Genomic DNA, 19,824 nt, shown 5'->3' on the forward strand with positions numbered 1-19,824 from the left:
CCAGAGTTTAAAACTACCTTTTCTTTTTCTTTCTCTTCGCCTTCTTGCGCTTCTTACGCAAAGATGATCCGGTACCAGACCCCAGACGCATGCCCCCTTTTACGCTCTGGCCCATCATTTTCTTCATCATTTTCTGCATCTGCTCAAAATTCTTGAGCAATTGATTTACTTCCTGGACTGATGTCCCACTACCTCTGGCAATTCTTTGCTTACGGCTGGCATTGATTATCTTGGGCTCATGTCGTTCCTCAGGAGTCATGGAATTTATAATGGCCTCCACCCGGGCCAGCTCCTTTTCGGGAACCTTGACATCTTTCAGCTTGTCTCGCAATTTGCCCATGCCAGGAACCAACTTCAGTAACCCCTCTATGGACCCCAGCTTTTTTAAGCGCCGCATCTGGGTTCTAAAATCTTCCAAGTCAAACTGGGATTTTTTTAGCTTTCTTTCCAGCTCCTTGGCTTCGTTGGCATCAATGCTGGACTGGGCTTTCTCAATCAGAGTGAGTATATCGCCCATGCCCAGGATTCGGGAAGCTACCCGATCAGGATGAAAAACTTCCAGATCGCTTAATTTTTCTCCTACGCCAATAAACTTGATTGGCTTCTGCGTGACCGACTTAATGGACAGGGCAGCGCCTCCACGAGCATCGCCCTCCATCTTGGTCAACACAATACCGGTCACGTCCAGAAGCTCATTAAACTTGGCAGCCACATTAACCGCATCCTGACCGGTCATAGCATCGGCCACGAATAAAATCTCATGCGGCTGGCATTCGGACTTTATGGCCACCAGCTCCTGCATTAATTTTTCATCAATGTGCAACCGACCTGCCGTATCCAGCAAAACCACGCTATAAGCATTCTTCTTGGCTTCATCGATGGCCTTGCGGCAGATATCAACCGGGTCCATATCTGGCGTAGATGGATAGGCAGGAACATTAATCTCAGTAGCCAGCTTGTGTAATTGCTCTATGGCCGCAGGCCGATAAACATCCGCAGGAACCAGATACGGAGCGTACTTATTTCGCCGTAAATATAACGATAGCTTGGCCGCTGTTGTTGTTTTACCAGAACCTTGCAGCCCTACAAGCATTATCACAACCGGCGGCTTGGCCTTTAAATTAAGTTCCTCACTCTGCCCGCCTAAAAGGTCAATGAGCTCTTCATGAACAATTTTAACTACCTGCTGCCCTGGCGTAAGGCTCTTTAAAACGTCCTGACCTAAAGCGCGTTCTTTTACTCGCTGAATAAAGTCCTTTACGACCTTATAATTGACATCCGCTTCCAAAAGGGCCAGACGTACTTCCCGCAAGCCCTCCTGGATATTCTTCTCATCCAGACGGCCATGACCTTTTAACTTCTTGAATACCGAGTTTAATCTATCAGAAAGACTATCAAACATAATTATTAAAGCAACTGTAGTTTAAAATGTGCTAAAGCACCTGGCAGGTACATATCATTTCCAAGGCCAGCAACAACATATAATATATAAAAGTTCAGACAGACATCATATTTCTTGCCTGGCAGCAAAAAAAGAAGTCTATCTGAATAAATAAGATAGAGACACAAGTCAATAGCTTTACACTTACAATATCAGCTTAATTCTCACGCCTTGAGCGCTTTTTCTACCGCCGTCCTGATTGCATCTGCGGACCGGGCAATAATATTGTCATCCACGCAAAAAGCAAAACGAACATAGCCAGGATAGCCAAAGCCAGAACCGGGGACAGCCAAAACCTTTTCTTCTATAAGTATGCGTACAAATTCATGATCTTTTTCATGTGGAGCTTTGGGAAAGAAGTAAAATCCGCCTCTGGGCAGAGAAAACTCAAGGCCTGCGTTACTAAGTACCTCGGCCATAACCTTTCGCCGGAGCACATATTTTTCTGTATCCACAAGAGAACCCAGACTCTTTAATATCAGATATTGTCCAATAACCGGCGCATTGACATAGCCAAGTATTCTATTGGTCAAGACAAGGCCGGCTAAGAGATCCTCTTTTTGTTCCATCTGCGGGCAGACAGCAATATACCCCACTCTTTCCCCTGCCAAAGCCAGACTTTTTGAAAAGGAACTCACAATAACGCTATCGGCATACAAAGACAAAATTGAAGGCACTTGAACCTGATCATAGGTAAGAAATCTATAAGGCTCGTCAGAAACAAGAAGTATGGGTCTGCCAAACTGTCTACTCTTAGCCTTTAATATGTCCACCAGGGCTTTTAACTCTTCCTCACTATAGACTTGTCCTGTGGGATTGTTTGGCGAATTGATTAGTACTGCTCTTACTTTTGGCCCAATGGCTGCCTCGAGCCCATCCAAATCAAGCTCAAAGGTCAGCGGTTTACAGGGCACGGTTTTTAAAATCCCTTTGAAATTTTGCACATAAAAACCATATTCTACAAAATAAGGAGCAGGGCAAACTACTTCGTCACCCGGCTCTAATATAGCCCGAAAGAGTGCATTTAACCCACCTGCAGCCCCGCAAGTAACAATAATATCTTGCTCTTCCAGCTCCACCTTTTGTTCTTGACTTAAATATTTAGCCAGGGCCTGCCGTAGCTCTGGCAGACCGGCATTGGGCATGTATCCCAAAGCAAACGGTTTGCTTACCTGCTCAGCTAATTCTTTTAGCCCCTGCGCCACTTCTTGCGGAGGCGGCAAATCCGGATTGCCCAAGCTAAAATCAAAAACATTTTCCGGACCATACTTTTGCTTGAGTTCCCGGCCCTTTTCAAACATCTGCCTTATCCAGGATGATTTTTCCAGATAGGCCTCAACTTGTTTAGACAAAACTTGCATCTTTTTCCCCTTTACTCTCTCAATTTCCATTGCCCATCATGCAGGAGATATCAGAAGGCCTGATTAAATTTATAAAGAGAAATGCGCCCGCAATAAATGCAGGCGCATCCATCCATATCTCTTAGAACGACTGGCTTAATAGAGTAATGGTTTTACAATACATTATTTTATGATTTTCCACTCGCCATTCTGGATCTCGACCATTTCAAAGGCATCTTCGTCCAGGCCATTGTGGTCAGCAGGAGAGAAGTTGAAAATGCCACCGGTACCAACGAAACCAGTGATCTTTTCCAGGTTATTCCTAATGTCTGCGGGCTTAGTCGAATTGCCCATCTCAATAGCCTTCACAATAAGATGGAAAGCATCCCAGGCATGGCCCCCAAAAGTGGAAACAGGTGTATGGAATTTGGATTCATAATCTTGAATATAGGCTTTTAAAACTGGCTTTTGAGGGTTGTCATCAGAAATCTGATCAGCCACTATGAGTCGGCCGGCCGGAAGCATAATGCCTTCGCTGGCCTTGCCTGCAAGCTCTATAAATTTTTTCGAAGCAACACCGTGGCTCATGTAAAGCGGAGTTTTAATGCCAAGCTGAACACGGTTTCTGGCAACAACAGCCGGACCAGGATTAGTACCCCAACAAATAATTGCGTCCGGGTTCTGGCCTTTTATCTTGATAAGCTGGGAAGTCATATCTGTATCTTTAGGGCCATAGACCTCATCGGCCACAAGTTGAAGGCCCATGGCCGGAACCAGTTCTTTAAGGACTGCCCGGCCAGCCTGACCAAAACCATTAGAGACTGTGATAATCGCGATTTTTTTATAACCTTTACTCTTAGCGTGTTTTAAAATCTTGGTTACTGCATGCCGGTCTGACTGCGGAGTCTTAAATACCCATTTTTTTACGGGTTTAACAATTTTCTCTGCAGCTGCACAAGAAACCAGAGGGATACGAGCACGCTCAAATTTATTTACAATGGCCAGGGTATTTCCGGACGTGGTCGGACCAATAACAGCAACCACACGATCTTTTTTGAGCAACTTATCAGCGGCAAGCACACATTTATTAACATCGGTTTCATCGTCATATATTATAAGCTCAACCTTTTTGCCTAAAATACCACCCTGGCTGTTAATCTGCTCCTGAAGCATAAGGGCGGTATTTTTTTCTGGTTCGCCCAGAAAAGAGGCAGGACCGGATGCGGAGAATATCGCTCCCAGCTTAATGACATCTTCGGCAAAACCGTTGACCGTTACAGCCATACAAATAGTCAAAGTCAGATAAAAAATTTTCAGAATTTTCATAAACCCTCCCTTGAAAAGTTTAGACAGACCCTAAGGTCTTGTTTTTGTCTAGTTTACAATTTTAAATTTTGCAGGCACCATTACACTGAATAAGCAACAAAAGCAATGGAAGCTTCACGTTAAACGAGCAAAAACCAGGTAGCCTGTGTGGGCCACCATGCGATCGTCGGGACGCAAACGCTGAGGTACAGGTTTATAGCGACGGACCAGGATCTCCAGAACCTCGATCTCGCCAAATGGCCCTTGCTCAAGGCATTCCAGGAGCTTGCTTACCTGGTTGGTGGTAGGCAAAAGAAAACCAAGTGGTGCACCTGGTTTTAACGCGGAAGGGATATGCTCCAGATAATCCCATGGAGTGCGTACATCCAAAAAAAGAGTATCGACGTTTTCTTGTAAAAATCCTGCGCTAATATCATGATTAAACTGTTCTACCCTGCTTCCAAGACCTGCCCTTGCCAAATTCCGGGCACAGAGTTTAAAAAACTCCTCCCTGCGTTCGTAGGTGTAGACTTTGCCCTGTTCGCCCACAAACCAGGCCAGGGCTGTAGTCAATGCCCCCGACCCGGACCCGGCCTCAATGACCTTACTGCCCGGACCTATTCCCAGTTTAATTATAATATATCCAATTTCTTTAGGATAAATTATTTGCGTCTGTCTTTTGATCGATTTGATCAAATCATAAAGGGTTGGTTTCAATACAAGGTAGGGGCGGCCCAAATGGGTGGGCACTGTTTGTCCAAATCCTGCCTGCAAAACTTTTTTAAACTCTAGTTGTCCATCATGGGTGTGCAACACATCATCTGGATGGGCAAGCTTAAAGTAACGCTTGCCCTTGGGACTGACTAACATTACCAGTTGACCGGGCTTGAGCATAAATCCTCCATATTTGGTTAAACAACTTGAGAAAATTTAATCTAACTCAACTTACTCAACTACTCAACTACTCACCCACTCAACCAAAAACAAAGGAGAGTAAAAGATGCGCTTCAAATATATCTTTGGTCCGGTTTTATCTTCTCGTTTGGGAAAATCCCTGGGTGTTGACCTGCTAGGGAATAAAATTTGTAATTTTGACTGCCTATATTGTGAGGTAGGTAAAACCGAGGTCCATACAACAAAACGAGCACGCTACGTGCCCAAAGAAAAAATATTTACAGAACTGAAAGAATGGTTAGAACTTGACCTGCCTGAACCTGACTTTATCACTTTGGGAGGACAAGGAGAGCCCTGCTTAAACCTGGAATTAGGAGAAATAATCCGAGGCATTAAACTCATAGCTCCAAAGATTCCGGTAGCAGTTTTGACCAACGGTACGCTCCTTGGTGATGCCCATGTCAGAAAAGAAATAAGCCTGGCCGATGTAGTCTTGCCTTCGCTGGATACTGTTGTTGAAACCGAATTTAAAAAACTGAATCGCCCTTGTTCGGGTGTAAGTTTAAAAAAAATCATAGCCGGACTTTTAACCTGGAGAAGGGAATTTAACGGTAAAGTTTTTTTAGAAATCCTTCTAATTCCCGGTATAAATGATAGCCTGCAGAATTTAGAGGGTTTACAAAAATTTTGTTTACAGTTTAAAGCAGACAGAGTGGACGTTGTCGGCATGACCAGGCCCGGGGCATACATCAAAGATTGTCTCTTAAGTAAAAGCGCTATAAACAAGTGGCAAAAGGTTCTAGGTGCAACCACCGAGCCAGCACAAAAAATTGAAGGCCAAAAGATTAAAGTCCGGGCGGATGAAGACATAATTCTGGCCTCCCTTACAAGAAGACCACAAACAAAAAAAGACCTGGCCCTGGCGTTGAGTATGGGGGAGGAAGAACTCAGCGAAATTTTAACCAGATTGGAAAACAAAGGAATTGTGACAAAAAATTATGACAGCAAGAATACAAAAGAATTTTACACAGTTGATAAGAGGTAAAAATGCCTAGTAAACAAAGAAAAAGAAAAATGTTTATCAGTGTTTTGCCAGGAGAGCAGATTGAAGTGGCCCTGGCTGAAGATGGCCGTCTACAGGAATATTATGTGGAAATGTTGCATCAATCCAAGACCAAGGGCAATATTTACAAAGGAAAAATCCACAACATTGATCCGGCACTGCAGGCAGCGTTCATTAATTACGGGGGCCCAAAAAATGGTTTCCTGCAAGTGGATGAAGTCCATCCCGAATATTATCACTCGGACATCAAACCATTAAAAGGCCATAAATACCCCCCTCTGCAAAGGGTGCTAAGGCCTGGACAGGAAATCCTGGTTCAGGTGGTCAAGGAGCCAACCGGAAACAAAGGAGCTTTTTTAACAACTTACCTGTCTCTGCCCGGAAGGTATTTTGTTCTCACCCCTGGTCGGGAACAACTTGGAATTTCTAGAAAAATTACCAATGAGAAAGAAAGAGAAAGGCTGCGCAAGATTGTCGAAGAATTCAAACTGGAGACGGGTTTAGGGGTTATTGTACGCACAGCCAGCGAAGGTCAGAGTAAGGCCAGCCTGTCCAGGGATTTACAATTCCTGAAGCGGCTGTGGAAAGAGGTCCGCAAGCGAGGTGTTTCAGAATCCGCTCCGGCCTTGATTTATGAAGAGAAGGACTTGGCCTTTCGGGCAATCCGAGACTATCTGACCCAGGATGTGGCAGAAGTATGGGTCGACCATGAAGAAACTGCTGAGCAGGTGCGCGAATTTGTCTCCCTGATTTTTCCCAGACGCAAAAAAATGGTCAAATTCCATTCTGATACTGGAAAAACCCTGCTGGAGAGGTTTAACTTAGAAGGTCAACTAGCCCAGATTTATTCTCGTGAGGTGGAGCTACCCTGCGGAGCCAGGTTGGTCTTTGATCAGACCGAGGCCTTGATGGCCGTAGATATCAATTCCGGGAAAATCGCGGGAGAAAAAAATTTCAAGGAGATGGCCTTCAAGGCAAATTTAGAGGCAGCTGAAGAAATACCTCATCAACTAAGACTTCGTGATGTGGGAGGACAGATAGTTATTGATTTCATCGAAATGAAAGACAAAAAATACATAAGAGAAGTGGAAAAAACTTTAAGAGCCGGCCTGAAGTCAGACAAGGCACGCACAGAAATGAATCCCATGTCCAGGTTTGGATTGGTTCAATTGGTCCGGCAGCGTCTGGGAATATCGGCCTTGTCCGTAACCATGCAAAACTGTCCGCACTGCCAGGGGACAGGTATGGTCAGGAATTTGGAATGGCAAGCTCAGCAAGCCTTAAAGGAAATTTATCGTGGCCTGCGCCGTAAAAATTGCCCCGAACCTTTTGAGTTCAAAGCAGATCCTGAATTGGCCCTGTACTTATTGAACCACAAACGGGATAAACTCCGGGACTGGGAAATCAAGTTCGAGCGACACGTTCACATCGTGCCTCAGAAGCTAAGTTAGGCAACTACTGATGGACAAAAAAAGGGTTCTTCTTCATATTTGCTGTGGCCCTTGCGCCATTTATCCATTAACCTGGCTAAAAAAACAGGGGTATGAAGTCGTTGGCCTTTATTACAATCCCAATATTCATCCCTTGCAGGAATATGTACGGCGCAAGCAGGCACTGCAGGAGGTGGCAGCCAGATTGGAGGTCAAAGTCATCTTCAAAGACGAGGATTATGACCCTGGTCTTTATCTGCGGCAGGTAGTATTCAGGGAGGAGAACCGCTGCTTTTACTGTTATCAGATGCGCCTGGAGCGGGCAGCGGCCATCGCAAAGCGAGGGAACTTTGATTATTTTACAACCACTTTACTCTATAGCAAGTTCCAAAAACACGATCAGATCGCCGGTTTGGGCCGTGACCTGGCTGGAAGCGGCAAGGTTCAGTTTTTATATGTTGATTTTCGTCAGGGGTGGAAACAAGGAATTAAGATTTCAAAAGAATGGAAAATTTATCGGCAGCAATATTGCGGTTGTATCTACAGTGAGTTTGAACGGTATAAAAAATTACTGACAGGTCAGTAGTTACGAAACATAAAATGCTCCTCTATGTTCATTTTCCTTTTTGCCGGAAAAAATGTAATTATTGTGCCTTTTTTTCCCAGAAACTTGTGCCGGAGATGGTCCAGATTTACCTGACCAGCCTGAAAAATGAGATTGTATTCTGGTCCAATGAATTTAATTTTCCGGCTATCTCCAGTATCTATTTTGGCGGCGGCACTCCTTCTCTTTTATCTTCAGAAATTCTTGACCGGATTATTAATTGGATCAACAAATACTTTCACCTGGCTCCTGCCTTGGAATTTACTTTAGAGGCAAACCCAGAATCCCTTGATAAAAAAGAGAAGGTTTCAGCCCTAAGAAAAATTGGCGTAAATCGAATCAGTCTTGGGATACAAAGTCTAAATGATGAAGACCTGAATTTCTTGGGTCGGGTACACACGGCCAAGCAGGCACACACTTCTTTCAGGCTTCTACGTGAAGCAGGCTTTGCCAATATCAGCCTGGATTTTATCTGGGGCCTGCCAGGACAGACATTACCCAAATGGCTTGGCATGTTAAAAAAAGTGGTTAAATTAAAACCAGAACATATATCCTGCTATGCCCTTACCATTGAACCCGGGACAAAACTAGCTCAAATAAAAGATAAACTCACCCTGCCTGATGAAAATGAACAGGGTAAAATGTATGTTTATGGGGGGGAACTTCTGGAAAGCGAAGGATACCTTCAATATGAAATCTCCAATTTTGCTCGAATAGGTTATTCATGTAGACACAACCAAGGTTACTGGGATGGACAGGACTTTTTAGGCCTGGGTCCTTCGGCAGTCTCTACCATAAAAGACAAACGCTGGCAGAACCCGGCTAACATCAAGGATTATCAAAAGCTGGTAGAGCAAAAGTATAAAGGTCTTGAATATGAGTTTTTGGATGAGAAGAAGAAAACCAATGAACTGGTTATGCTCTCCTTGCGCACCAGCAAGGGACTAAAACTTAAAACATATCGACGATTGACTGGAAAAAATTTTGTCCAAGAATATGCAACTCTGGTAAATCTGCTGCATAAAAACCATCTGATAAGACTTTGCAATGGTTATTTACGCTTGACCAAGACCGGAATGCTGGTCAGCGATACCATTATTGAACGATTTATGGAGGAGGCTTAAAGAATAAGGTTAAAAAAGCCTGTGGCCGAACCTGTTATCAACTCAATTTCCATTGTTCATTCCTGTCTTGGTTTCTTTCATGCTGGTACAAAGACTTGAACCCATCTAAAACTTGCTTGCGGACAGAGCATAATGGGATATTTTGGGTAAACAAATATTCTTTTAATTATAGCTGAGTTGAGCCATTTTCACTCAATGGGTGAGATTGCCACGGACAGCTTCGCTGCCCTCGCAATGACGAACTCGCTCCTGTCATTGCGAGTGGAACAAAGTGTAGCGAAGCAATCTCAAAGTTTGAACTGCAAAAAAAATCGCTCAATTTAAACTGTCGATAGTTATGTCAGTATCGCAAAGTATTTAGCCCATTCATCCCGATGCTCTGTTTTTCCGCAAGCTTCATTAAGATTGGGTTACCCAAGCCGTTTGTAATGCATTTCAGAAACCAAGACTTTCATTCAGCGGTTAAAATAGGAGGGTTCGGGCACAGGCTAAAAAGGAGAAAAGATATGGGCGAGTGGTCTGAAATAGGTAAACTTTTAATCGTCTTTGGCCTGATTCTAATCGGAATAGGCCTCTTTTTACTCTTTGGCGATAAACTGCCTCTAAAATTAGGCCACCTACCTGGAGATATTGTCTATGAACGGGGGAATTTTAAATTTTACTTTCCCTGGGTGACCTGTCTAGTCATAAGTATTATTTTGACTCTGATCTTTTCTCTTTGGCGCAGATGAAGAAGGTAGTTGAGAAGTTGGGAAGATAAGAAGACAGGCCAATCCGTAGTTGCAAAGCTAGTTTTTTCGCCATTACGGCCAAATCTTCATTCAAGCTGCATACTTGCCTAACTTCTTAACCTCTTATCTTCTCAACTTCCTTCCTTAAATTCTATTCAACGCCCTCTTCATCCTCCTAATAGTCCGTTCTTTCCCCAGAACTTCCATAGTCTCGAAGAGACCGGGACTGGCAGTCCTGCCGGTGATGGCCACCCGAATGGGTTGGGCTATGACCTTAAATTTTATGTTAGCATCTTCCAGGTATTTTGCCAAAATATTTTCCAGCTCTTGCCGATCAAAGGTTTCAGCCTGCTCCAAACGCCTGATGATCTCCTGAAGGTGGTTTCTGGCCTCATCTGACAGGAATTTTTGCACTGCTTTTGCGTCATACTGGAGCTGATCATCGGCAACCAAAAAGAACTCTGCCTGGTCGGCCATTTCCATAATCGTTTTAGCCCTGGGCTGAAGCAGGGGCACAATCTTTTCCAGGTAGGTCAAGTCTAAGTCTGAGTGACTGTCCCGGATATGCTCGCTTAGAAGCCTGGCCAACCGTCGGGGATCTCCTTCCTTTATGTAGTGGCTATTCAACCACAATAATTTATCCATATCAAAGACACTGGCTGACTTGCTCAAGTTTTCCAAGGAAAACTTTTCAATCAGCTCTTCGCGGGAGAATATCTCTTCATCCCCATAGGCCCAGCCCAAACGTACCAGATAGTTGATCATGGCTTCAGGCAAAAAGCCCATTTCTTTGTATTTCATTACTGACGTAGCGCCGTGGCGCTTGGAAAGTTTTTTCTTGTCAGGCCCCAGAATCATGGGCACATGCCCAAAAAGAGGCACGTTAAGCTCCAAGGCCCTGTAGATGAGGATCTGTTTGGGGGTATTGTTGATATGATCGTCCCCGCGCAAAACATGGGTTACCCCCATAGTCGCATCATCCACCACCACGGCCAGGTTATAGGTAGGTGTGCCATCAGCTCTCTGGAGTACAAAATCATCCAATTCTTCATTATTTACAGCAATCGGTCCTTTGACCAGATCATGAAATGCTGTTTGGCCAGCCAAAGGGGCCTTTAAGCGAATAACCCGCCCAGGACCCGGGCCAAGATTTTTTTCCCGGCAGCGGCCATTGTATTTAGGCTTAAGGCCTTTGGCCCTTGCTTCTTCACGCATGGCATCCACTTCTTCAGGGGTACACTGGCAATAGTAGGCCTGGCCCGTGTCCACCAACTTCTGGATATATTCACGATATAGGTCTAAACGCTGGCTTTGAAAATATGGCCCCTGATCATAATCCAAACCAAGCCAATCCATTGCATCCAGAATGGCCTGGGTCATTTCTTCTCTTGAACGTTCAAGATCGGTATCTTCAATGCGTAGGATAAACTCCCCGCCATTTTTTCGGGCCAGGAGCCAGTTGAAGAGAGCGGTTCTAGCACCGCCAATATGCAGATAACCAGTGGGGCTGGGAGCAAATCGGGTAATTACTTTGGTCATATTTTTATGTTGGGGTTTAAGGTTTAGGACTAATACTTATATTGAACACACGGTTTGCTGGGTAATGTCCAACTATTCGACTGCTCAACCATTCTACCAGCCTTAAACTGCTTCTACAGCCTTTAGTTCCGGAATTTCTTTGAGAAGAAGGCGTTCAATGCCATTTTTAAGAGTCATCTGAGACATGGGGCAACCCTGGCAGGCACCCTTTAGCCTTACTTTGACTATTCCGTTATCTGTCACTTCAACTAATTCTACATCCCCACCATCAGCCTGTAAAGTAGGCCTGATTTTATCCAGAACTTGCTCAACTTTTTCACGCATAGTTTCCTCCTATTATCAAACAAATAAATTTTTAACCCAATCTAAAAATTTTTTAAGCTTAGACACAATTTCCTCTCTTTTTTGCGGCAGAGTAGCCGGACCCACTTCCAAAGTCAAAAGATTGCCGTACTTCTTTTCTCTTAACAAACGCAGAAAATTATCCAAAGGCAATTCTCCATCGCCTGGCCAAAGATGCTCCTGTAGACCGCGTGCATCAGAAAAGTGGACATTGACGAGTATGTCCAGGGGGAACTCATCCAAGGCTTGAAGAATATCCTTGTTGCTTATCCCGAGGTGACACACATCCAGAGTCAGATTAACATTTTTGTTTATACATTGCTCAATATGTCCTTTAAAGGGATCTCGCCCAAAAGGATTGTCTGCCACTGTAGGCAAATTTTCCAGAGATAAGCCTACATTGGCCTTTAAATCTTCAGGCAAATTTCTGGTTTTGGCATACCACCAGAAATGAGCGAGCTGACTGAGTTTGAAAGCTGGAGGATGCAAGGTGATATTTTGCAGCTCCGGGAGTTTATTCCCCAAAATAACGCTTTTTTCCCAAGCCCGCAGGTGTCCACCCCATAGACTCCATTGCCTGAAAGGGGCATGCAGACTTAAAATTGGCATGCCCCGGGTTTGAGTCATGGTTTGTTGAACATCCAAAAGTTCAGGGTGATTGAGAATGAGTTCGAGTCCGTCAAAACCTGCATCCCTGGCAATTCGCGCGCATTCAGACAGGGGCAGGTGGAATAAGCAACCTGAAGAAAGAAGGAACGTGGGTTGGTCGGCCATGGATTAAAGGAAAAACTAAGCTTCTTTAATCATTAACTAACTTTCGGATAAAAATGATCTCTGACCCAGAAAAGAAGGTCGTATTTTTGCTCAAGTTCTGCTCGCAGCTTATTTTCTTCGGCTTTTTCCATACCGTGGATACGGATGTAGACATGTCTAAACCCTGGTTCCGGCTGCTCATATGCACTGAGGATACTTATAATTCTGGCTTTATGAGCCCTCAGGTCATCCAGAATCTTTTTCAATGAACCAGGCTCATTAGGGAGCTTAAAGCCCATCTGCACCCCATCCAGGTAAACTCCGGTGATATTGACAAGAACCTTAAATATATCCGTATCAGTAATGATACCGACCACATTCTGATCATCGTCAACAACAGGCAGGCCTTCGATTTTTTTATCCAGCATTTTGGCGGCTGCTTTTTCTACAGTATCATTAATATTTATAGTGTAGGGATTAGGTGTCATTATATCCTTAACCTTGATCTCAGAGAGAAGATAATAGAGTTCATGCACATCTAAAGTAGTGGCTTTAGATGGGGAAGCCTCTTTAATATCTCTGTCGGTGACAATGCCCACCAACTTGCCCCTTTCATCTACAACCGGCAATCTACGAATATTTTTATCCTTCAAAATTTTAGAAGCCTTCATCATAGATGTGTCAGGGGTAACAGTGATAACATCTTTGGTCATCCAATCCTTAATTAGCATCTCTGCCTCCTTTTTTATTCAATATTAAACAGGATGGTAACTATGGAAATCTATTAAACATTATTGGACGGACTGGCAATGGCAAAAATAAATCGGACTCATAAAAAAATGCCGGGTAAACCCGGCATTTTTTTATGTTTGCTCTGGCCCATGAAGTATGGCCATGACCTTATCCACATCCGGCGGGAGAGCATCCTCCTTTTTGGATGCATATTCCAATTTAGAAAAGATATAGATAGCCAAAAAGCCCAGGACCATGACAAAGCCTCCGGGATTCTTAAATTGAAGCATTGTCGGCAGATAAGATTTTCCTAAAATCATGATAAATGAGCCAATTATGCCGGTTAACAGTCCGGCAATGGCTCCGTTTTTGGTCATTTTGGGCCACCAGATACCCATGACCAAGACAGGAAAAAACGTTGATGCGGCAATGGCAAAAGCCAACCCCACAAGGACAGCGATCTGCATCTTTTCAGCCGCAAAACCCAGTGGGATCCCCAAAAGACCGATACCAACTGAGGCCAGGCGGGCTATTTTGACCCGATTTTTTTCCGGCATGTCCGGATTAAATATATTGACCACAAGATCGTGTCCAATAGCACCGGCACAGGCAATTATCAAACCTGCAACAGTAGACAAGATGGCCGCAAAGGCTCCCGCGACAACAATGCCGAGAAGGATCTGACCGCCAAAATAAGACCCGGCTACAGGCACAGCCAAATTTTTACCATTCTCTGCCAGCCATTTGGTCAGATGAGGGCTCAACCCAAGCTCATTGCTGCGTAAAAACACATAGCGCATGACATGGCCCACATAGGGAGACAAAATATAGAATAGACCTATAAGGAGAAGAACATAAATAACCGTACGCCGGGCAGCCTTGCCATCCGGAGCAGTATAAAAACGAACCAGAATATGGGGCAAACCGGCTGTGCCAAACATCAAAGCCAGGAGCAAGGACAGAGTATCTTTGAGGTTAGTCAGCCAGTAACCTGGTTGAATATAGGCACTGCCCACAAATGTTTTATTGGTAATGGGCTCTGTACCGTTAAAAGATTGTATAAAATTTACCACATCCGTGTAGGTGTAACCCTTGAGCACAAAGGGAATAAAAGCTAAAAGGAACATGGAGCCGAATAAAATCCAGAATTGGACCAATTGGTTGATGGTGGTACCTTTCATCCCGCCCACAGCTACATAAGCGGTAATGATCAAAGCGATAACCACAATGGCAGCCTGATAACTCATGCCCAAAAGCAACCCCATGACCTTACCCGCTCCAAGCATTTGCGGGGCCATGTAAAACAACGAAATAAAAAGAACACCAATGACCCCCAGAACTCTAGCTCCCTTGGAATGAAACCTTTCTGATACAAAATCCGGCACTGTATATTTACCAAATTTTCTAAGAGGTGAAGCCATAAATAAAAGTAAGGCAATGTAACCTACAAAAAAACCAAGCGCATAGATTATACCGTCAAAACCTTTCAAAAAAGCGATTCCAGCTACACCCAGAAAAGAAGCGGCACTCAAATAGTCACTGGAGATCGCTGAGGCGTTGATAAAGCTGTTTACCTTACGACCAGCAAGATAATAATCAGCCGATGTTTTCTGGATGCGAAACATCCAGGTGGTGATGACAGTAAAAAGAAGCATCAATCCTATCAGGACCAAAGCAGTAACAGGGACTTGATAGCCAACGTCCATAACTCTCCCCCCCCTTATAACTTTTTTATTTCATCTTCCATGTTATTGGCCTTTTTGACATAATATATAAAGACTATCCAAGTTATGGGATAGACAAAAACAGCAACCAGAAAATAATGAAGAGGAAGAGAGAAAATCGTGACTCCGGCAATCCAGTCTTTGGCCAAATAGGTTAACAAATAGATAAAAAGAATGAATAAAAAATACGGAATTCCAAAAATCAAAGCGAATCTTAATTGTTTTTTGCGTAATTCATTGACGTCCATGGCCATACCTCCTTTTCCTCTTTATTATAAATGATTATAGAAAAATTATTATCAGGATTTCTTTAACAATTGCAAGTAAATATTTTTTTTAACAGTAACTGCAACCTATTGAACATTTATGATAAATATAACCCATTTAACCCTCATTTTTTGCCGTTTAACGCACATTATTCGTTGGCCGGAGTTTTTTAAGGAGTTGTAATTATGGGCGCTTTGAAGTTAGAGCAAAACCTTAAGGACATCGACTTTAAATCTCTTATTGAAGAGGGAAAGTTGGCGGAAATACGCAATCTGCGCCTTAGGCTAGTGCAAAGCTGGATGAGCCAAAAAATTTCAACCTATAAGCTGTGCAAATTAATTTCTGGATTTAATGAAAAGGTTATTCAGAATACTTTGACTATATTTTCCCTGGAGTTCTCCTGGCTAAGAGAATGTACTTTTTTGGAGTTTGGTTCAGGAGGCAGAGGAGAACAGGTACTCACATCCGATCAGGACAATGGGCTTTTATGGCTAAAAAAACCCGATGAGTATGAGTTGGAAGAGGCCTGCCAAAATATAATTATGACGTTGGACGGAGCAGGTCTAAACCTATGTCCGGGAAATGTGATGATCAATAATCCAGACTGGCGCGGAGATAAAAAACAATGGAAAGAAAGGCTTATTAATTGGTTGTCGAATCCGCTGGAAAAAGGACCCTGGCAATTTGGGTTGATTTTAGATTTCACCCCCCTTTTTGGCTGCCCAGATGAGGCTTTGGAACTTAGAGAAGAATTATGGGAGTATGTACGCACCAAACCTTTGGTTTTAAAATTTTTAATCGATGAACTGCAACAATATAGAGTCCCGCTCTCTTTTTGGGGCAATTTCATTCTGGAAAAAAAGGAAGCACACAGAGGGCAATTAAACCTTAAAAAAAGTATCCTGGCTCACCTAACCAACGGAGTTCGAATTTTGGCCTTAAAATATGCGCTTAAGGAAGTGAATACGGTGGATCGCATCCGAAAACTACAGGAAGCAGGTCACATAGAAAAGAGCATGGCACAGGCCTTAAAAGAACTCTGGCAATGGACCCAACTAAAAAGGATAGAGATTGGCACTTCCTGTCTAAAAGAACAAAAACAAGGACATAATTACCTGAACCCTTATTTGTTGCCTAAAGATGAACAGAAAAGACTGAAAAGATGGCTGAATAATCTAGACAAATTTTTGAAATTGGTCTTTATGGGGACGCAATTTAGTGTCTGATTCTCAAGCTGTATTTTTAGAACTATAAAAGAATGTATCTTGTTTTTACCCTGTCGTAAAAACAGTATGCGGGGAGACTATTGAATTTCCATTTAAAAGGATCAAACAATATGAAAACTTTATACATTGACTGCGAGTTTGGCATCAGCGGAGATATGTTTCTGGCGGCTCTGGCTGACCTTGGTCTAGACTTCTCTAAACTGGAAAAAATTTTTGAAGAAGCCGGGCTCAAAGCAACTATTGAAGTTAAAGAAGAACAACGGTGTGGTGTTGGTGGCAGGCAGGTGGACATAATTTATAATCAAAATCAGCCCCTCAGGACACTTAAAGATATTTTGCCTCTAGTTCAAAACTTGAAGATACAAGAAAACATTTTTCACAAGGTAGTTCAGGCCTTTAAGCAACTGGCCCGGGTAGAAGGCAGAGTACACAACATACACCCAGACAAGGTCCATTTTCACGAAATCGGGGCTATGGATACCTTGGTGGACATAGTCGGGGCCTTTTGGGGACTACATGAGTTGGGCATTGAAAAGGTCTATTCTTCACCTGTCCCCTGGTTCCGGGGAAAAATAAATTGTGCCCACGGCAAAATATCCCTTCCAGCCCCGGCCACTACCCTTTTGCTCCTGGACAAGCCTGTCCAGGATTCAGATTTTGACTGGGAAATCATCACCCCAACAGGCGCACTGATTATAGACCAGGTAGTTGATGAATTTAAACCTGGTCCTTGTGGTATTTTACGCGGAACTGGTATCGGTTTTGGGAAAACCAGGAAAGGATTTAATGGCCTGCGTGTTTATTTACTAGAAGAGGAAATAACCCCTGCTGATGAGGTTTATGTCCTGGAGTCAAACGTTGACCATCTTACAGGGGAAGAGTTGGGGCTTTTTTTTGACCAGGTATTGGCCTCAGGGGCCCTGGACGTCATCTATTTGCCCGGAGTGATGAAAAAAAACAGGCCAGGCGGAATGCTCCAGGTCTTGTCCCCGCCTGAACATTTGCACACAGTGGAAGATATCTTTTTTAAACATAGTCTGACCCTGGGCTTAAGGATACGCAAGGTGCAAAGGGTCATGCTTCCTCGGCAGGAATCAACGGCCAGGACAAAATGGGGGGATGTGCAGGCCAAAAAGATAACCTGGAAAAATAATCAATTTTTGCGGCCGGAAAATGAATCGCTAAAAAAATTAGCCCAAAAAACAGGTCTTTCTGTGGTCGAACTAAGACTTTTAATGCAAGATTTACAGGAAATAGACTAGGGTCTGTGCAACCGGATAAAAATATTTTCCGTGACCAGGGGATGGTCAGTGCAAAAAATGGCGCTCAACCCCGGGTGGACCAAAGAAATTTGCTCGCCGTTTTCCTTTTCCAGTGCATAGTCACTGTTTTTTAGTACTGGCCGCTTTAGCCCCGGACAGACGAGTTCAACATCTAAATTTCTATCCCATTTTTCTTTGACTCTGACCCGCCATTTATGCGCATCTAGCTGCTCAACGACTTGGGCCAGGATAATTTTCTTCTCATTTTTGGCCAGGGGGGAAACAAAAATTTTTCTTTGTGGCAGAAAAAAGCCGGAACCCAAAGGCCTGGTACTGGTATTTCTAAGCTCCCGGAGGTAAATATCCAGGTCAAATTCTTTGCTCTCCAAAGCATTGAGTGCTGTTTTATATACATCCACAACCTGAGCCAGGTAGGATGTGGTTTTCATCCGCCCTTCAATCTTCAGAGAAGCAATTCCAACTTTTTTCAGCCAGCTTAAATACTTGATCAAACACAGGTCTTCGGCACTAAAAAGCCTGGAAAACTCTTCCTGCTCGATAACTTCCCACAGAACCTTTCCGGGCCTGGTCTTCTCCTCAACCTGAAAGGTTATGGGCCTATACTCAAAACGGCAAGGATGTGTGCATAACCCTTGATTGGCCGAACGCTCATTCATGTAGGCACTCAAAAAGCATCGCCCGGATATGGCCATGCACATGGCTCCGTGCACAAACAGTTCCAACTCAATATATTTAACCTGGGTTGCTATGGCTCGAATGGCCTTAAACCCCAGTTCGCGAGCCAGGTTGACCCTCTTTATGCCCATCTTTCGCCAAAAGGCCACGCTTGCGCTGTTACTGGTATTAGCCTGGGTACTCAGGTGGATGGGTATGTGCGGACAGACCTTTTGGGCCAGGCTAATAATCCCCGGGTCAGCAATGATCAGCCCATCAATCTGCAACGGGGCCAGCCGGTGAAGATATGCCTCCACCGTGGGAAGATGGTGTTCAAGGGCAAGCAGATTGAGACAAAAATAAACCTTCACGCCTTTTTCATGTGCGAATTCTAAGGCGCGCTCCAGATCATCAAAGTCAAAACCTTGAGTTTTGGCGCGAAGGTTTAGGTCTGTACCGCCCAGATAGACGGCATCGGCTCCGTAAAAAATGGCTGTTTTCAGCTTATCAAAATTACCTGCCGGGCAAAGAAGTTCAGGATATGACATTTTCATCACAGCAGAGACATAGCGTATCATGTCTCAAATTTTAAACATTAAATTTTGAAACAAAGAGATGTTCCAACCCAATAAACGCCTAATACTTAAAACCTAACAAAATTATTAGCAAGAAAATAAAAGAGCCTGTGGCCGAACTTTTTATCAACTTAATCTCCAAGATTTATTTCAGTCCTGGTTTCTTTCATGATGGTACAAAGACCTGGACCTGTTCTCAAAACCTGCTTGCGGACAGAGCATAATGGGGTTTTTGGATAAACGAATAGTCTTTTAATTATACCTAAGTTTAGCTATTTTCACTCAATGGGTGATGAGATTGCCACGGACAGCTTCGCTGCCCTCACAATGACGAACTCGCTGCTGTCATTGCGAGTGGAACAAAGTGTAGCGAAGCAATCTCAAAGTTTGAACTGCAAAAAAATCGTACAATTTAAACTATCACGCACAATTTAAACTATCGATGTTATGGTAAGTCTCGTAAAATATTTAGCCTATTCACCCCGATGCTCTGTCTTTTTCGCAAGCAAAACTCAAGATTGGGTAACACATCTTGGCGAAAATTGCGGAAGTGCTGTGCATAGGGAGGTTATTCCATCGAACTTTCGAAACCCATCATAACAACAGAAAAGGCATTAAGTAACATTCTATGAACTAACCCCATTATGCACAGCCCGCAAGCAAGCCTTAGATGTGTCCAAGTCTTTGTTAGCATTGAAGAAAATGCGCTCGCAAATTAACTCAGCAACTGTGTTTTTTGTCAATAGTTAATGGTTAAAATTTATTGGTTAGTTTATTTTGTTTTCAAGAACAATTTT

General features: G+C 43.6%; 18 protein-coding genes. 7 read left to right on the forward strand and 11 right to left on the reverse strand.

Going from position 1 to position 19,824, the window contains the following annotated elements:
* Nucleotides 1–13: 13 nt before the first annotated feature.
* From ffh to KFV02_RS09840, 4 genes are all read right to left on the reverse strand, one after another.
* Nucleotides 14–1,402 (reverse strand): signal recognition particle protein, encoded by a 1,389-nt coding sequence (ffh, locus tag KFV02_RS09825; protein ID WP_252381378.1) that lies wholly within the window; start codon nucleotides 1,400–1,402, stop codon nucleotides 14–16.
* A gap of 203 nt (nucleotides 1,403–1,605) precedes the next feature.
* Nucleotides 1,606–2,802, reverse strand: coding sequence for a pyridoxal phosphate-dependent aminotransferase (locus tag KFV02_RS09830; protein ID WP_252381379.1), 1,197 nt, complete (start codon nucleotides 2,800–2,802; stop codon nucleotides 1,606–1,608).
* A gap of 162 nt (nucleotides 2,803–2,964) precedes the next feature.
* Nucleotides 2,965–4,107 (reverse strand): ABC transporter substrate-binding protein, encoded by a 1,143-nt coding sequence (locus tag KFV02_RS09835; RefSeq protein ID WP_252381380.1) that lies wholly within the window; start codon nucleotides 4,105–4,107, stop codon nucleotides 2,965–2,967.
* 114 nt (nucleotides 4,108–4,221) lie between these two features.
* Complete coding sequence (locus tag KFV02_RS09840; RefSeq protein WP_252381381.1) at nucleotides 4,222–4,980, reverse strand: tRNA (adenine-N1)-methyltransferase; 759 nt, start codon at nucleotides 4,978–4,980, stop codon at nucleotides 4,222–4,224.
* A gap of 106 nt (nucleotides 4,981–5,086) precedes the next feature.
* Between KFV02_RS09840 and KFV02_RS09845 the strand changes: the two genes are divergently transcribed.
* The 5 genes from KFV02_RS09845 (at nucleotide 5,087) to KFV02_RS09865 (ending at nucleotide 9,932) form a co-directional block, all read left to right on the forward strand.
* Nucleotides 5,087–6,025, forward strand: a complete 939-nt coding sequence (locus KFV02_RS09845; protein WP_252381382.1) for a radical SAM protein — start codon at nucleotides 5,087–5,089, stop codon at nucleotides 6,023–6,025.
* Between the two features lie 2 nt (nucleotides 6,026–6,027).
* On the forward strand, nucleotides 6,028–7,494 hold the full coding sequence (locus tag KFV02_RS09850) for an Rne/Rng family ribonuclease (protein WP_252381383.1): 1,467 nt from the start codon (nucleotides 6,028–6,030) through the stop codon (nucleotides 7,492–7,494).
* Between the two features lie 10 nt (nucleotides 7,495–7,504).
* Nucleotides 7,505–8,059 (forward strand): epoxyqueuosine reductase QueH, encoded by a 555-nt coding sequence (locus KFV02_RS09855; RefSeq protein ID WP_252381384.1) that lies wholly within the window; start codon nucleotides 7,505–7,507, stop codon nucleotides 8,057–8,059.
* Between the two features lie 14 nt (nucleotides 8,060–8,073).
* The gene (hemW, locus tag KFV02_RS09860; RefSeq protein ID WP_252381385.1) at nucleotides 8,074–9,201 is read left to right on the forward strand and encodes a radical SAM family heme chaperone HemW; all 1,128 of its coding nucleotides are present in this window, start codon (nucleotides 8,074–8,076) and stop codon (nucleotides 9,199–9,201) included.
* Nucleotides 9,202–9,707: 506 nt separating this feature from the next.
* Nucleotides 9,708–9,932, forward strand: a complete 225-nt coding sequence (locus KFV02_RS09865; protein WP_252381386.1) for a DUF2905 domain-containing protein — start codon at nucleotides 9,708–9,710, stop codon at nucleotides 9,930–9,932.
* 144 nt (nucleotides 9,933–10,076) lie between these two features.
* Here the strand turns inward: KFV02_RS09865 and gltX are convergent, their stop codons facing one another.
* The 6 genes from gltX to KFV02_RS09895 form a co-directional block, all read right to left on the reverse strand.
* Nucleotides 10,077–11,471: a glutamate--tRNA ligase gene (gltX, locus tag KFV02_RS09870; RefSeq protein WP_252381387.1), complete on the reverse strand. Its 1,395-nt coding sequence runs from the start codon at nucleotides 11,469–11,471 to the stop codon at nucleotides 10,077–10,079.
* A gap of 102 nt (nucleotides 11,472–11,573) precedes the next feature.
* Nucleotides 11,574–11,795: a NifU family protein gene (locus KFV02_RS09875; RefSeq protein WP_252381388.1), complete on the reverse strand. Its 222-nt coding sequence runs from the start codon at nucleotides 11,793–11,795 to the stop codon at nucleotides 11,574–11,576.
* Between the two features lie 15 nt (nucleotides 11,796–11,810).
* Nucleotides 11,811–12,587, reverse strand: coding sequence for a sugar phosphate isomerase/epimerase family protein (locus tag KFV02_RS09880; protein WP_252381389.1), 777 nt, complete (start codon nucleotides 12,585–12,587; stop codon nucleotides 11,811–11,813).
* Between the two features lie 32 nt (nucleotides 12,588–12,619).
* Nucleotides 12,620–13,297 carry a CBS and ACT domain-containing protein gene (locus tag KFV02_RS09885; RefSeq protein ID WP_252381390.1) on the reverse strand — a complete coding sequence of 226 codons (678 nt, stop codon included), beginning with the start codon at nucleotides 13,295–13,297 and terminating at the stop codon, nucleotides 12,620–12,622.
* A gap of 132 nt (nucleotides 13,298–13,429) precedes the next feature.
* The gene (locus tag KFV02_RS09890; protein ID WP_252381391.1) at nucleotides 13,430–15,004 is read right to left on the reverse strand and encodes a sodium/solute symporter; all 1,575 of its coding nucleotides are present in this window, start codon (nucleotides 15,002–15,004) and stop codon (nucleotides 13,430–13,432) included.
* 14 nt (nucleotides 15,005–15,018) lie between these two features.
* A complete protein-coding gene (locus KFV02_RS09895; protein ID WP_252381392.1) occupies nucleotides 15,019–15,270 on the reverse strand; it encodes a DUF485 domain-containing protein in 252 nt (83 codons plus the stop codon).
* Nucleotides 15,271–15,474: 204 nt separating this feature from the next.
* On the opposite strand from KFV02_RS09895, the gene KFV02_RS09900 reads away from it, so the two are divergent.
* Nucleotides 15,475–16,515, forward strand: coding sequence for a putative nucleotidyltransferase substrate binding domain-containing protein (locus KFV02_RS09900; protein ID WP_252381393.1), 1,041 nt, complete (start codon nucleotides 15,475–15,477; stop codon nucleotides 16,513–16,515).
* A 110-nt stretch (nucleotides 16,516–16,625) separates the two neighbouring features.
* Complete coding sequence (gene larC / locus KFV02_RS09905; protein ID WP_252381394.1) at nucleotides 16,626–17,777, forward strand: nickel pincer cofactor biosynthesis protein LarC; 1,152 nt, start codon at nucleotides 16,626–16,628, stop codon at nucleotides 17,775–17,777.
* Here larC and KFV02_RS09910 read toward each other — a convergent pair.
* Nucleotides 17,774–19,000 (reverse strand): peptidase U32 family protein, encoded by a 1,227-nt coding sequence (locus KFV02_RS09910; RefSeq protein WP_252381395.1) that lies wholly within the window; start codon nucleotides 18,998–19,000, stop codon nucleotides 17,774–17,776. The genes larC and KFV02_RS09910 overlap by 4 nt on opposite strands.
* Nucleotides 19,001–19,824 lie beyond the last annotated feature (824 nt).

It is taken from the genome of Desulfovulcanus ferrireducens (assembly GCF_018704065.1).
Taxonomy (GTDB): domain Bacteria; phylum Desulfobacterota; class Desulfovibrionia; order Desulfovibrionales; family Desulfonatronovibrionaceae; genus Desulfovulcanus; species Desulfovulcanus ferrireducens.

Bases quoted from the DNA above. Each gene is read 5' to 3' on its own strand.
- KFV02_RS09845 (WP_252381382.1), top strand. From the start codon at position 5,087: ATGCGCTTCAAATATATCTTTGGTCCGGTTTTATCTTCTCGTTTGGGA.
- KFV02_RS09855 (WP_252381384.1), top strand. From the start codon at position 7,505: ATGGACAAAAAAAGGGTTCTTCTTCATATTTGCTGTGGCCCTTGCGCC.
- KFV02_RS09890 (WP_252381391.1), bottom strand. From the start codon at position 15,004: ATGGACGTTGGCTATCAAGTCCCTGTTACTGCTTTGGTCCTGATAGGA.
- larC (WP_252381394.1), top strand. From the start codon at position 16,626: ATGAAAACTTTATACATTGACTGCGAGTTTGGCATCAGCGGAGATATG.
- KFV02_RS09885 (WP_252381390.1), bottom strand. From the start codon at position 13,297: ATGCTAATTAAGGATTGGATGACCAAAGATGTTATCACTGTTACCCCT.
- KFV02_RS09840 (WP_252381381.1), bottom strand. From the start codon at position 4,980: ATGCTCAAGCCCGGTCAACTGGTAATGTTAGTCAGTCCCAAGGGCAAG.
- gltX (WP_252381387.1), bottom strand. From the start codon at position 11,471: ATGACCAAAGTAATTACCCGATTTGCTCCCAGCCCCACTGGTTATCTG.
- KFV02_RS09880 (WP_252381389.1), bottom strand. From the start codon at position 12,587: ATGGCCGACCAACCCACGTTCCTTCTTTCTTCAGGTTGCTTATTCCAC.
- hemW (WP_252381385.1), top strand. From the start codon at position 8,074: ATGCTCCTCTATGTTCATTTTCCTTTTTGCCGGAAAAAATGTAATTAT.
- KFV02_RS09875 (WP_252381388.1), bottom strand. From the start codon at position 11,795: ATGCGTGAAAAAGTTGAGCAAGTTCTGGATAAAATCAGGCCTACTTTA.
- KFV02_RS09835 (WP_252381380.1), bottom strand. From the start codon at position 4,107: ATGAAAATTCTGAAAATTTTTTATCTGACTTTGACTATTTGTATGGCT.
- KFV02_RS09850 (WP_252381383.1), top strand. From the start codon at position 6,028: ATGCCTAGTAAACAAAGAAAAAGAAAAATGTTTATCAGTGTTTTGCCA.
- KFV02_RS09895 (WP_252381392.1), bottom strand. From the start codon at position 15,270: ATGGACGTCAATGAATTACGCAAAAAACAATTAAGATTCGCTTTGATT.
- KFV02_RS09830 (WP_252381379.1), bottom strand. From the start codon at position 2,802: ATGCAAGTTTTGTCTAAACAAGTTGAGGCCTATCTGGAAAAATCATCC.
- KFV02_RS09910 (WP_252381395.1), bottom strand. From the start codon at position 19,000: ATGTCATATCCTGAACTTCTTTGCCCGGCAGGTAATTTTGATAAGCTG.
- KFV02_RS09900 (WP_252381393.1), top strand. From the start codon at position 15,475: ATGGGCGCTTTGAAGTTAGAGCAAAACCTTAAGGACATCGACTTTAAA.
- ffh (WP_252381378.1), bottom strand. From the start codon at position 1,402: ATGTTTGATAGTCTTTCTGATAGATTAAACTCGGTATTCAAGAAGTTA.
- KFV02_RS09865 (WP_252381386.1), top strand. From the start codon at position 9,708: ATGGGCGAGTGGTCTGAAATAGGTAAACTTTTAATCGTCTTTGGCCTG.